The following is a 13,035-nucleotide window of genomic DNA, read 5'->3' as shown; positions in this document are numbered from 1 at the left end:
CTGGCGAGGTCGACCGCGGTCAAGAGATCGCTGACGGTCGCAAGCGTCGCTGGCGTACCGGTGCTACCCAGATAGACGGTGGTGTTGCCGCTGCCGTCGGTGACGAGGTGGCCGCTAACGCCCGAGCCGGACGCAACTGCGGTCGAGGCCGGAGCCGTGCCCGCACGGAAGGTGATGGTCTTGCCGTTGACGGTCAGCGTGTCGCCGTCGGCGGGCTGGGCGTTGCCGAGCAGGCCGGTTGCAGTCGTGCCCGAGGTGGCGATCAACGTGATGGCGCCGGTCAGGGCCGTGGTGCCGTCGCCGGCCGTTCCCGCCGTACCGGTCAGGACACCGATGCTGGCGCCGAGCGTCGTGGTGCCGCTCGCCGCCGTGGTGCCACCCGCCGCACCGTCAAACAGCACGTTGCTGCTTGCAGTTGCGCTAGCGAAGCTCGTGGTGCCGCGCAGGTCGGCCGCCGTCGCACCGGAGATCGTGGTGGAGACGTTGGACTTGGTGGAATAGCCGACGGTGGTCTGCAGCGCCTGATTGGCGATCGACTTGGCGCTGTCGATCAGCTTCTGCAGCGAGGTAATGCCGGTGTTGGCGGCCTGCAGCACCTGGACGCCGTTGGCGATGCCATCGAGCAGATTGTTGATGTCGCTGGCGCGGTTGTCGAGCGACTGGGCCGTGAAGAAGTTGGTGGGATTGTCCAGAGCCGAATTGACGCTCTTGCCGGTCGACAGACGGTTCTGTGTGGTGGCGAGGAGGTCAGCGGTGGACTGGAGGGAGAGGAGGTTCTGACGAACCGAGGACGAGAGAACGATACCGGACATTGGGTGTTACCTTTCTGGTAAACGACGCCTACTGTTACGCGTCTACTGGGATCTTGATTGACCCAGCGACCGCCGGACCGTGGCTCCGAGAATCTAACGAAGCATGAAATGAAAATGGCGCTTTCGCTGAGTCGCGGCGTGATTCGGTTGATCTGCGCAGCAGCAACGTCGCGCCGGCGGGCACTTTTGACATTGATATGATTGAGCTTTTCCGTGGCATTGGCCAGGATTTAGAACTCGTTAACTAATGTTGAGAGAGTATTGCGCCCTGATCCGCCCCAAACTCACGCTCGGTTACGAAAGCGTTGATGGAGAACAGGCAATGGCCCTCAAGGTCGAGCTCAGGCCGCACGAACGCATCATTGTCGGTAACTGCGTAATCACCAACACTGACCAGCGGGCCCGCCTTCTGATCGACGGCGACAACGTGCCGATCCTGCGCGAGCGCGATATCCTCACGCCCGAGACCGCCGATACGCCTGCGAAGCTCGTCTATCTGGCGGTCCAGCTCATGTACATCTCGCCGGACCCACAGACCCAGCACGGCACCTATTTCAACCTCGTGCGCGACATCGTCACCGCCGTGCCGAGCTCCTGGCCGATCATCGAGGCCATCAACAACAACATCCTGAATGGCGACCTCTACCGGGCGCTGAAGGATGCCCGCAAGCTGATCGTCTATGAAGAGAAGCTGCGTGACCAATACAACGCAGCACACCCCGAGGTTGACGTCAGCTCGGCTGCCTGATCTCAGTAAGACCCCGCGCAAACGACAACGGCCCCGGATCATCTCCGGGGCCGTTGTCGTTTCAGCCGGTCGCGGTTATTGCGCCGCGAGCGGCGGCGCGTCGATCTCGATCAAACCGCCAGTCCGCTGCGTACCGAACTTGATCACGGCTGACACCAACGCGTCGATATCCGTCTCCGCGGTGCGATGATTGACGATCGCCGCGCGGATCGCAAGCTTGCCGTCCAGCGTCGTGCTCGAAGGTGCGGCAATGCCGGACTCCTGGATATCGGCGACAATCTCCCGATTGATCGCATCGCCGGCGCGATAGCAGAAGCAGACGATGTTGAGATTGACAGGTGCAAGCAGCTCTAGCCGCGGCTCGGCGAGCACGCGCGTCTCCAGATATTTTGCGAGGGCGCAGCTTCGCGCGATCACCGCACCCAGCCGGTCGGCGCCGAATGTCTTCAGAGTGAACCACGTCTTCAGCGCACGGAAACCGCGCGACAGATCCGGACCGAGATCGCACGGCCAGACGGCGCCGGCCGCAAGCCCCCTCGCCTCGCGGCTCAGATAGGCCGCCGGCTGCGCAAAGGCCTGCCGATGCCGTTCGCCGTCACGCACCAGCAGGAAGCCGGCGTCATAGGGCACCTGTCCCCATTTATGGAAGTCGAGCGCGATCGAATCCGCGAGATCGATACCCTCCAGCAGCGGCGCAAGCTCGGGAGAGAGAATCGCGAGCGCACCGAAGGCACCATCAACGTGAAACCAGATGCCTTCTTCGCGGCACAAATCCGCGACCGCCTTGAGGTCGTCGATCGCACCGATGTCGACGGTCCCGGCAGACGCCGTGACCAGGAACGGCTTGAAGCCGACCTCACGATCAACAGCGATTTGCGCGCGCAGCGCGGCGACGTCGATGCGATGATCGGCATCGACATCGATCTTGCGCAGCGCGTCGGTGCCGAACCCGGCGATGTCCATTGCGCGAGAGATGCAACCATGCGCGGCCTTCGAAGCATAGGCCGTGAGCAGCGTGCCGTCATTTCCGATACCATGCTGCCGCGCCAGCGCGCCGAGCGCGCTCGTGCGCGCTACCAGCACCGCCATCAGATTGGCCATCGACGTGCCGGTGACGAAGATACCGCTCGCGCCTAGCGGAAAGCCGAACAGGCCGCGCATCCACTCGACGATCTGGCGCTCGACCTCGATCGGCATGTGATCGCGCCCGCCGAGATTGGCATTGAGGCCGGCGGCGAGCATCTCCGCGAGCATGCCGACGGCGGTGCCTCCGCCATGCACCCAGCCCATGAAACCGGGGTGAACGTTGCCGGTCGCGTAAGGCGCGACGTGCTCGGAGAATTCGCGATAGACTTCGGCGAGATCGGTCGCCTGGCGCGGCACGTCGGTTCGAACCGCCGCGCGAACCTCATCGGGGATCGGCTGCCAGACCGGACGCGCGCGGACATTGGCGATGCCGTCGATCGCCTCGTCCAGCATGCGATGCGCAAGCGCGCGAAACTCGCTCCAGTCCTGCGGATCGAGCGATCCGCTCGTAACAGATGCCTGCGTGTTGCGGATGATCTCGTTCATGCAGCGCTCACCTCGCCCGCCCCGTCGATCGCCTTGGCATGCCGCGACAGCATCGCGGTGAACGCTGCAAAGATCTTGCGCATCTGCGGCGGCTTGTATGGAAACACGACCGGCGAATCCATGTTGTGCACGACGGCGGTGTTGTCGGCCTCGAACACCAGAAGCTCGCCGTTCTGATTCTCGGCGCAATCGACGATGAAATAATCGAGCCCGACCCGCCGGGTCATTTCGTCCAGCGCATTCTTGTGGCGCGCCGCGAAGGTGCGATCGAAGTCCTGCATGAAGACGGCTTCTTCAGCACGCTTCTCCTCGCTGAACGCCATATAGGCGTTGAGATACCAGATGTCCCAACGATCGGCGATCGCCATGTGGCAAGCATAGGGCTTGCCGTCGACCATCGTGAGCCGGATTTTGCGATAGAGCCCGTCGGGGCTCGCATAGTTGACGAAACGCGCGACGAAAAAGTCCTGCTCCTGCCGCTCGGCAAGATAGGCCGCGAGCGCGGAAGCATCGTCGATCTTCGCAAGCCCGACGCCGGCATGCGTGCCGCGCGGACGCACGATCATCGGAAAGTGCAATTCGCCCGTGATCTCCGCGCAAGCGATCCGCCCCTCCGAGAGAGCCGTCAATTGCGCACGCGTCGCGTTTGCGGTTACGGGAATATCGAGACCGGGGACATCCGCCAGCAACCGATAGAGCTTGTCGCGATCGAGATTGCCGATGAGTTCGGGGCTATTGAGCAACGGCCGCGGCCAGCGCGTCGCCGCTCTCTCGATCAGCGCTAGCGCTTCGCGGCATTCCTCGGAGTCGGATGCGACCACGATGGCAACGTCGTGATCAGGAAGCGTTTCCGGCAGACCTGTGCCTTTGGTGACATAGAGTGTCAGGAGCTCGATGTCGGAGCCTTCAAGCAAGAATTCGATCGGCGTGTTGCCGCCCATGTCGATGTCGGCCGCAAGCGCAAGCACGCGCAAGCCCGGCTTTGCCACGGCAGAGGGCGTGCGAAACAATTGGTGGAACGAGAGCACCTCGGATTGGATCACGAGGCCTGCTTCCTTCTCGCCCATCAGTTGGGCAATCAGCGAAAGATCCAGCCCCTCGCCCGCCTGCGCCGTCCCCTCCGCGATTCGTGCCAGCAGCCGCTCGCGCAACGGACGCAGATCGACGCCCTCGAAGGCCTGCCGGGTCAAATGCGCAAAGCCGATACGGTCGGCATAGTTCGGCGCGGTAAGCGGATGCAACATCTCACACCTATAAGGGCTACGCCGGTACAGCGGCGGTATGGTCAAGCAGCAGCTCGGTCTTCGCGAGGATGAGGGCGATGCGATCGAGGATGTGCAGCACATTGCGTTGCGCATGTGCGCTGTCGGCCGACCAGGCGTCGGTGACGAGCCGCGCGCCGATGCATAGGCGCAACGCGGCCTGCGGCATGCCGTCCGGTTGCTCCAGCCGCACCGGTTGGCCGACGAGACAGCGCTGTGCGGCAACCTGCCGGTCCGCCGCGCTCCCGACAATGTCGTCGTTCATGTCGCGCGTCAGCGCGCGATGAACGACGCTGGTGTCAGCGATGGACACCGGCTTGCCGTTACGAAGCAGCGTGAATGGGAAGATCGTACGCCGCGCGAACTCCTCGTCGTCCGCATCCGCCTTGTCGAAGGCCGCCGGAACGGCGCGCAGCGACGGCGACAGCGCGATCATGTTGTCGATGCCGGTCGCGAGCCCGGCCATCGCCTCGGCGCGGAACGCCCCGGGCACGGCGTAATAGTTGCCGGTCTCGGCAAGCGCGGCTTCCCAGCGCAACCATTGGCCGAAATTCGGGCGACGTTCAAAGCGGGAGCGCAGCGCCGTCCAATTCATCGGCCAGTCGCAGCGGCCGACATAGTCGAAAAAGCCCGGCGCGATCCCCTCAATCCGGTCAAGCGCGCGCGAAAGGCCCTTCGGCACCAGCAGCGCACCGCTGAAGGCAGGCCCACCAAAGAACTTCGAACCCGTCATCAGCACCATGTAGCCGCGATCGAGATAGGAGCGCAGCCGGCGGCGGCCGAGCCGTGCCTGACAGGCATCGACGACGACCTGAACCTTGCGCGGCCAGCGCCGCGCGATCTCATCGAGACAGGCGGCACCCGGCGCCCGCCAGCCGAGCTTTGACGAATCCATGATGTGCAACAAAACGCGCCGGCCTTGCGCGAGGCTGTTCTCGATTGCACGCATTACCTCGGCATCCGCGTCAGCGCGCATCGCGAGGCCCGACGTGGCGCCGCTCGCCGTCATCGTGCTGAAATGGTGCCCCCGCGCAGTATGCGCCGTGCCGCTGCCGGTCTGGTCGGCCCCGACCACGATTGTCACCGGCCGCGCGCCGAGCACCGCGCGAGCCAGGAACAGGGCATGGAGCTGGGAGTCGGTGCCCGATGGCGAGAACACGACATCGACGCGCGGCGGGAGCTGGAAGTGCGCACGCAATTCGTCGCGCATGTCCTCGCAGCGCCGGTCGAAGGCGATCTCGACTTCGTCGAACAGCGATTTGTGCACCAGTTCCTCGCGTGCCAGCGCGGCACGGTCGTAGCCGGCCTGCGAGATCGGCGATGCCGTCGACGAGGCGAAATTCCAGATCTCGGGTTCGGGCGACGGCGCGCAACCATAGGCATTGACGCGCGCCTTCGGGTCGAGCGCCAGCCGCTGGTCTCCGCCGGAGGCGAGCAGCGTATCCAGCGGCGTGAAGAGATCGCGCAGGCGATAGCGCGAGCCGCTCTCGGACGCTCGCTCGATGTCTGCGATATGGGATGCGCCGATGCTCATCCCGGCAGGCTCACGCCGCGTCGGCCGCCGCCGCGGGCGCGGCTGCGAATTGCGAGGCGATGTCGCCGTGGAACACCGAGGGACCGACGTGGTCGAGCGAGCTCTGGATGTCGGCCCAGATCTCGCCGCCGATATCGGTCCAGCGCTTGCAGAAGGCGAAGTCCTCGGAGAGATACGTTCCGGTCGCCGGATCGATCATGCATTCGAACAGCGCGAACCGGTTCTGGCTCGCGACAAGCGTGTCGTGCGAATGCTCGCGAAAGAATTGCAGATTGGCGTAGTCCGGATGGCGGCACATCGCCTCGAGCGCCTGACGGCGGATCATCAGGAAACCGGTGCCGGCATAGCGCACGCGGGTAAAACCGTTGACCACGACGATGCGGTCGGGATCCTCGATCTCGAGCACGTAGTCGAGCGACGCCGCCGGCACATCGGTGCGGCCGGACTGGATCGCGCGCCTGGCCTTGTCCCAATTGACCTTCTTGATCGGATAGCAGCCGGCGACGACGTCGGCCCCGCATTCGATCAGCCGGAACACCTGCTCGGGCTTGAAGCCGATATCGGCATCGATGAAGAGGAAATGCGTCGCGTCCGGGTCGTCCAGGAACATCGCGACCAGATTGGCCCGTGCACGCGTGATCAGGGCGTCGCCGTCGCGCAACAGCACCTTGAGCCCCAGATTGGACATGCCGTGCACGGCGCGCTGGAGCGCGAAGATCGAGCTCGCGTAAATGCTCGACACCTGCCCGCCGAAGCACGGCGTGGCCACCACCAGTTGCATCTTGTCCGACATTGACGGCTCCGCGCGCCCCGTTCAAATCCTCACCAAGAGGTAAACAGGCATGGTTAACGGCGCCTTAATGCGCCCTTACAGGTACTTGACCAGCGAGAGCTGCGCGAGGTTGGCGGTAGTCTGGTAGGACGCCTGCAGCGCGTTCTGAAGCGACAGGATTTCGCTCGCGACCTGGTCGGGCGAGGCCGACTCCGCCTGGTCGACGATGCTCTGGAGCTGCGCCTTGGCCTGGGTCTGGCGCGTACTCGCGTCCTTCATCGTGTTCTGCGACATTGCAATATCGGTCTGGATGTCCTCGATCTTCTGTTGCCCGGGCTGCGGCGTCAGCGCCTGCGTCGTCCGCAGGCTTAGCGCCGCGACCGCTGCGCCCGAATACTGCCCCGTCGGCGAGGTCGAGAATGTGCCGTACACGGCGATCGCCTGCAACTGCTTGCGGATCGCGTCCTCGTCAGCCTGCGCGCCGTATTGCACCGTGACGGAATCGTCGACCCGCGCCACCGCGGTCGAGCGCGGCGAGCCCGGTCCGTCATTGCCGGTGTACCATTTCACGGTCGTCGCCGAGCCGTTCACCAACGTCGTCGCCGAGCTCGCAGGCGAGGAGCCGACCCGCAGCGGCGGCTGCGTCGCGGTGATCGGCGACGAGGCGAAGCCCAGCGCACCCAGCGCGGCGGTCGCGCCCGGGGTCGAGCCCGAGATGCTCAGGCTCGCCGCATCGTCGGTGTTGATCGTGATCGAGCCGCCATGGATGGTCGACGGCTTCGAGGTGCCCGTGATGGCGTCGATCTTGCTCATCAGGGTCTGGATGCTATCGCCGACGTTGAGCTGGTTGCCGGTCGCGCCCGAGGCGACGAAGCTCAGCGTGGTGCCGTTGACGGTGATGGTGTCGCCGGCGGAGAAACCCGGTGCAATCGAGTTGGAAGGCGCCGTGCCCGACAGCGCGGTAGCACCACTGATCGGTGCCGCCGGGGTCGCCTGGTTGGTCTTGGCAGCGCCGATCGCCGAGCTATCGGTGTTGAAGAAATTGTCGCCGGCGGTGACGGCGGATGCCGCCACCAGCGAGGTGTTGGCGAGCTTCGTGATCGCGGTGTTCAGCGCGGTATTGAAGTTCGTTGCCGTGGTGACCGGGTTGGGTGCAACCGGCGGAGCGGCACTGGGGTTGCCAGTGTCGATCGCAAAGCTACCGACCGGAACAGGCGTCGCCGTACTCGCGGTCAGGTCGATCTGCTCGGTCGAGCCGTCCGGCAACGTGAACTGAACACTGAGCTTGTCACCGCTACTGGGAGGCGTGGCGCCGAAATTGACCGAGAACGACACCGGCGAGCCGCTCGGACCCGTGACCGTCGCGCCCGTCAGCGTCGACGAGACCGCGGAGATCTTCAGCCCGAACGGCGATGCCGGGCTGTCTTCCGCGACCTGCACCGAGGTCGTGCTGGGCTGCGACTGCACCAGTCGCCCCATGCCATTGGCGCCGAGGTCGGCGGCCTGACGCTCGGCCATGACCGTCTTCAGGCCCGCTTGCGTCGTGGTGCCGTTGATGATGTCGCCGGCATTTGCGACCGATTGGGTGTTGTAGGCGGACCCGGAGAACAGGTAGCGGTTGCCCGACTGCGTGTTGAGGACGCCGACCATCGAACCGAACTGCGCTGCGGCGGTGTTCTGTGCGACCGTCTGGCCGTTGACGTTGAGATCTTGCGCGCTGGTAGCGGAGCCCGTCTGCACGGTGTTGCGGATCGTCGTCATCGACTGCAGCGCGGTGTTTTCGAGGTTGATGTTGACGTTGACGTTGGTCATCGTGTCCGTATAGGCGGCGATGTTCGAAAGCTGCGCGCGCGAGGCGATCGCAAAGCCTTCGTTAGTTCCCATGCCGGAATAATTCTGCGACAGCTTGCCGGTCGAGAGCTGCGTCGACAGGTCCGTGAGCTGCTGGTTGATGTTACGGATCTGCGCGCCGAGGACCGACGTACCGTAATTGATGCTGCTGATCGACATGTTTCAGAGCCCTGTACTGGTTACACTTGAGCCTGGAGCAACGTATTCATCATGCTCTGCACCACCGACATGACGTGGGCGTTGGCGGCATAGGCATTCTGGAGCTGGATCAGGTTCGACATCTCCGAGTCCAGGTTGACGCTGGAGGTCGAGTTGAATTTGGCCTGGAGCGTCGAGACCACGACGCTCTGGCCCTGCTGGAGCGCAGTCGCCTGGGTCGAGGCGTTGCCCTGCACGCTCAGAAACTGCTGGAGATAGTTGGAGACACTGCCGGTGAACGGCTGGCTCGCCGAGCCGAGACCGGTCTGCGGCGAATAGGAGTACACCGCGCTGGTGAGCTGCGAGTAGAGATAGTCCGAGCGCGTGGTGTCGCCGGTGGGCGTCACCGGCGAGGTGCTGTAGACCGACAGCCTGGTCGGGTCGGTGGTCAGCTGCGTGTTCACGGCGATGCGGCCGGCGAGACCGGTCATCTGCGAGCCCGACGCCGTGATCGCGCCGGTATAAAGCGCCTGGCCGCCGTCGGTGAACAGCGGCAGCTGCGGACCGCCCGAGGTCAGCGACGAGACCGTCTTGGTGCTCGACGCCGAATTAACCTTGGCAAGGCCGCTGTTGTCGTCGGTGACCCGCAGCGTCGTCGCGGTCGCCGGCGACGGAGCAGCGGAGAACGACAGGTGCGAGCCGGGCAGCGCGGTGTTGAGCGCCGAGGCGATCGCGCCCATGCCGCCGGAAAAATTGACACCGATCTGCATCGGATTGGCGTTGGTGGCGTTCTGGAGCGGCAGCGCCGCCGGATCGGTCACGTTCACCAGCGTGATCTGGCGCTGGGTGTTGGTGGAGTCGGTATAGGTGAGGTTGACGGTGTTGCCCGGTTGCGCGCCGGCGAGATCGATGTCGAAGCCGGCGGGTGGACCGGAGACGGTGGCGCCCGCCGTGGTTTTGTCAGATAGCGCGCTCGACATCGTCGCGGCGAGCTGGTCGACCTGGCTCTGTGCCTGCACCAGCGTCTGGTCGCGCAGCTTCAGGTCGGCCGCGATCTGGCCGGAGGAGACCACATTGTTGCCAGCGACGTCGATTGACGAGCCATTCGGCAGCTTGATGGTGAGCGCGCCGACCCCGGACTTGGCCGGATCGATGTTGTAGAGCGAGGTCGCCGACAGCGCGCCGGCCGACGCAAAGGAGAATTGCGAGGCGAGCCCCGCGCCGACCAACTGGATGCCGGTGGTGGTGTAGATATTGGCCTGGTTCGAACCGTCGGTGGTGACACGGACGTCGACATATTTGGACAGCGAGTTGATCGCCTGGTCGCGCTGGTCCATCAGCGTCGCCGCGGAAGGGTCGGTCGAAGCCAGGCCCTGGAGCTTGGTGTTGATGTCGGCGATCTGGTTCATCGCCGCGTTGGCCTGCTGCGCCGAGGTGCCGAGATCCTGCTCGACATTTGAGCGCAGCGACTGGATGCCCTTGGTCGTGACGTTGAGCTGCGTCGCCAACGCCTGCGCCGCACCGAGCGCGACGGTCTGCGCCGAAGACGAGCCTGCGCTCGTCGACAGCGCCTGGAGCGAGCTGGTGAAATTGTTCAGCGCGGTTTCGAGTGTGCCGCTGTTGCCGGGCGTGCCATAGACATTCTGAAGCTGCTTCAGAATGTTGGCCGTCTGGTCGGCGTAGCCGCTGCCGCCGGTCTCGGTGCGCAGCTGGTTCAGCACATAGCTGTCGATGTCCCGGCTGACGCCGGTCGTCTTCGCGGTCGAGCCGAAATCGCCGGTGGTGACTTCGATCTGGTTCGGAGTCTGGGCGACGTAACCCGGCGTCTGCGAATTCGCGACGTTCGAGGAGACGATCGAAAGCGCGGCCTGGTTGGCACGCAGACCGCTCATCGCACTGGCAAGGGCTGAACTCAAACCCATGTTGACTAGCCGCCTTTGGTTACGTTACGCGCCAATCAGCGCAACACGTTCAAGAGATCCTGCACCATCGAATTCGCTGTCGTGATCACCTTGGTGTTGGCCGAGTAGGCCTGCTGGGTCACGATCAGCTTGGTGAATTCGTCGGCGATGTCGGTGTTGGATCCTTCCAGCGACGAACCGCTGATGGTGCCCGAGGCGCCCGCGATCGCCGGACCCGACTGATCGGTCACGGCATAGGCGCCGCCATCCATCGCCTTCAAATAGTTGGTGCCGTTGAAGTGCGACAGCGTCACCGAGGCGAGGTCGAGATTTTGGCCGTTGGAGAAGGTGCCGACCACGAGGCCGTTGTTGTTGACGGCGACCGAGCGGAGCTGACCGGCCGCATAGCCGTTCTGCGTGATGGTGTTGATGGTCACCGCACCGCTGGTGCTCGCATATTGCGTCAGCCCGCCCGAGGAGATGTTTAAGGCGACCGAGCCGAGCGATTGACCGCTGACGGTGACGTTGGGGATGGTGATGCCCGAACCGCTCGGCGAGGTGAGCGATCCATCGCTGGCGAAGGTGAAGGTCTGCCCTGTGTTCATCCAGCCGACCGTCGTGCCGGTCGCATTCGGGTCGGTCTGGTAAAACAGGTTCCAGCTATCGGTATGGCCGGCGCCCAGCGAAGCGCTGTCCGTCTTGGCCCAGCGCAATTGCAGATTCACCGGCGTGCCCGCCGCGTTGTATGCGGTCACCGCGCCACCGCTGATCGATTCCTTGGTGAAGGTCGCAATGTCGTTGCCGACCACGGTGCCCGTGCCGGCGGTACCGCCGCCGCCCCGGCTCTTGGTGATGGTCGACGTGAAGCCGAGCGCGGCAAACGCGCTGGGGTTGGAGCTGGTCACCGACAGGTCCTTGACTGTACCGGTGTTCAGCGTGATCACGCCGTTGGAGATCGAGGAGCCTGTCGCGCCGGTGAGACCGTCGATCTTGGTGAGCAAGGTCGAGATGTTGTCGGTGATGTTGATCTGGTTCGGGCCGGACGCACCCGCAGTCATGAAGGTCAGCGTCTGACCGTTCACCGTGATCGTATCGTTGTTGGCAAAGGCCGACGAGAGGACCTCCGTACCGCCTGCCGTCGCAGCGCCGCTCAGCAAGGTTGCGCCGGTGATCGCGGGCGTGGACAGCACGTTGCCGCCGCGTGTCACGCTGCTGATGCCGAGCGTGGTGGCCGCGGTGCCGCTGACCGCCACGTCGACACTCGTGCCGCTTGATATCTGGATGTTGCCACTGGCGGTCAGCGTAGCGTTGACGCCAGTGCCACCGGCGTTCTTGATTGCGGTCAGGATGCTGTTAACGGTCGTGCCGGAGCTCGCCGCCATACCGATCGTGGTGACCGCGGGGGGGCCCGCCACGGTCGTCACGCCTGAGGCACTGCTGTCGAAGGCGATCTTGGTGCCGTTGACAGTCATGAATGTGCCGTCAAGCGCAGTGAGCATGGCCTGATTGAGGTGCGAACCCTGCGTACTGTCGAGGGACGTACCCGTGCCTGCCGCTGCCGAGGCATTGTCCTGCAGCGCCACCGAGCCCGTCGCAATCGTCGACGTATAGGCCGAGCGCGTATTGCCGGTGGCGGCAGCGCCGGAAGCCGCCGCACTTGTATAGGGTGCGGGCGGAGTGCCCACCGTCAGCGGATTCGAGGCATAATCGGACGGATTGAGTCCACCAGCAGCCAGCAGCGTACCGCTCGTCGCGGTCGAGCTCGACACCGTATTCGGCTGGGAGGGCAGGTTCGCCGCGTACTGAATTGAGGTGGTCGCCTGCGCCGGGACGAAGTTGTTCTGGAATTGCAGCACCGTCGGCACGCTGCCGGTCGGATTGCCGGTCTTCGGGTCGACCGTGACACCCATCAGATAGTAGCCGGCGCCGTTGACGAGATTGCCGTTAGCGTTGACCTGGAAGTCGCCGCGGCGGCTGTAATAGGTGACGCCGTCGAACACCGGCACGTTGTCGACGGTGCCGGTCGCCTTCTGCACCGAGAAAAAGCCGTCGCCGGTGATCGCCATGTTTGTGGCGACGCTGGAAGCGGAGATCGTGCCCTGAGTGGTGATGGTCGCCTGTGCGTGTGCAGTGACGCCGCCGGCGACCTGCTTGCTCGGCACGGAGGCGTCGGGGATGAGATCCTCGAAGCTGGTCCCGATGCCCTTGTAACCGGTGGTGGATGAGTTCGCGATGTTGCCCGAGATGTTCTGAAGCGCGTAGGATTGCGCCTGCAGGCCACCCACCGAGGTGTTCATTGCATCGAAGATACCCATAACTTTGTCTCCAAATCCGATCTCGGCGGCCGGCAGACCAATGGCCGCAGTCGGAGGAGACGTCGCAAGGCCTATGCCAATGCGGGTATCACTGTAAAATCAGTCACTTAAATAGACATGCCCCGGTCGA

Annotated in this window: 9 protein-coding genes; 1 reads left to right on the top strand and 8 read right to left on the bottom strand. The window is 64.3% G+C overall.

What is annotated here, in order from left to right; translation table 11 throughout:
- The coding region (locus ABIA96_RS33555) for a DUF1522 domain-containing protein (RefSeq protein WP_354141199.1) at positions 1-812 on the bottom strand (812 nt) is incomplete at its 3' end.
- A 322-nt stretch (positions 813-1,134) separates the two neighbouring features.
- Here ABIA96_RS33555 and flbT point away from each other — a divergent pair.
- Positions 1,135-1,560 (top strand): flagellar biosynthesis repressor FlbT, encoded by a 426-nt coding sequence (gene flbT, locus ABIA96_RS33550; protein ID WP_354141198.1) that lies wholly within the window; start codon positions 1,135-1,137, stop codon positions 1,558-1,560.
- 75 nt (positions 1,561-1,635) lie between these two features.
- Here the strand turns inward: flbT and ABIA96_RS33545 are convergent, their stop codons facing one another.
- The 7 genes from ABIA96_RS33545 to ABIA96_RS33515 all read right to left on the bottom strand — a co-directional run bounded on the left by ABIA96_RS33545 (position 1,636) and on the right by ABIA96_RS33515 (position 12,905).
- The gene (locus ABIA96_RS33545; protein WP_354141197.1) at positions 1,636-3,132 is read right to left on the bottom strand and encodes a pyridoxal phosphate-dependent decarboxylase family protein; all 1,497 of its coding nucleotides are present in this window, start codon (positions 3,130-3,132) and stop codon (positions 1,636-1,638) included.
- Entirely contained in the window at positions 3,129-4,376 is a 1,248-nt protein-coding gene (locus ABIA96_RS33540) for an ATP-grasp domain-containing protein (RefSeq protein ID WP_354141196.1), read from the bottom strand. The genes ABIA96_RS33545 and ABIA96_RS33540 overlap by 4 nt, the downstream gene beginning before the upstream one ends.
- Positions 4,377-4,392: 16 nt before the next feature.
- Positions 4,393-5,928 carry a hypothetical protein gene (locus ABIA96_RS33535; protein WP_354141195.1) on the bottom strand — a complete coding sequence of 512 codons (1,536 nt, stop codon included), beginning with the start codon at positions 5,926-5,928 and terminating at the stop codon, positions 4,393-4,395.
- A 10-nt stretch (positions 5,929-5,938) separates the two neighbouring features.
- Positions 5,939-6,721, bottom strand: coding sequence for a methylenetetrahydrofolate reductase (locus ABIA96_RS33530; RefSeq protein WP_354141194.1), 783 nt, complete (start codon positions 6,719-6,721; stop codon positions 5,939-5,941).
- Between the two features lie 75 nt (positions 6,722-6,796).
- Entirely contained in the window at positions 6,797-8,710 is a 1,914-nt protein-coding gene (locus ABIA96_RS33525; protein WP_354141193.1) for a flagellar protein, read from the bottom strand.
- 20 nt (positions 8,711-8,730) lie between these two features.
- A complete protein-coding gene (gene flgK / locus ABIA96_RS33520) occupies positions 8,731-10,611 on the bottom strand; it encodes a flagellar hook-associated protein FlgK (protein ID WP_354141192.1) in 1,881 nt (626 codons plus the stop codon).
- A 35-nt stretch (positions 10,612-10,646) separates the two neighbouring features.
- Positions 10,647-12,905, bottom strand: coding sequence for a flagellar hook-basal body complex protein (locus ABIA96_RS33515; protein ID WP_354141191.1), 2,259 nt, complete (start codon positions 12,903-12,905; stop codon positions 10,647-10,649).
- Between the last annotated feature and the right edge of the window lie 130 nt (positions 12,906-13,035).

It is taken from the genome of Bradyrhizobium sp. LB11.1, from assembly GCF_040549385.1.
Taxonomy (GTDB): Bacteria; Pseudomonadota; Alphaproteobacteria; order Rhizobiales; family Xanthobacteraceae; genus Bradyrhizobium.
Note: the sequence above shows the minus strand (reverse complement) of the source record. Positions and strands in the feature narration are given on the sequence as shown.

Excerpts from the sequence above, each read along its gene's own strand:
- flbT (WP_354141198.1), top strand. The coding sequence starts at position 1,135 with ATGGCCCTCAAGGTCGAGCTCAGGCCGCACGAACGCATCATTGTCGGT.
- ABIA96_RS33545 (WP_354141197.1), bottom strand. The coding sequence starts at position 3,132 with ATGAACGAGATCATCCGCAACACGCAGGCATCTGTTACGAGCGGATCG.
- ABIA96_RS33540 (WP_354141196.1), bottom strand. The coding sequence starts at position 4,376 with ATGTTGCATCCGCTTACCGCGCCGAACTATGCCGACCGTATCGGCTTT.
- ABIA96_RS33535 (WP_354141195.1), bottom strand. The coding sequence starts at position 5,928 with ATGAGCATCGGCGCATCCCATATCGCAGACATCGAGCGAGCGTCCGAG.
- ABIA96_RS33530 (WP_354141194.1), bottom strand. The coding sequence starts at position 6,721 with ATGTCGGACAAGATGCAACTGGTGGTGGCCACGCCGTGCTTCGGCGGG.
- ABIA96_RS33525 (WP_354141193.1), bottom strand. The coding sequence starts at position 8,710 with ATGTCGATCAGCAGCATCAATTACGGTACGTCGGTCCTCGGCGCGCAG.
- flgK (WP_354141192.1), bottom strand. The coding sequence starts at position 10,611 with ATGGGTTTGAGTTCAGCCCTTGCCAGTGCGATGAGCGGTCTGCGTGCC.
- ABIA96_RS33515 (WP_354141191.1), bottom strand. The coding sequence starts at position 12,905 with ATGGGTATCTTCGATGCAATGAACACCTCGGTGGGTGGCCTGCAGGCG.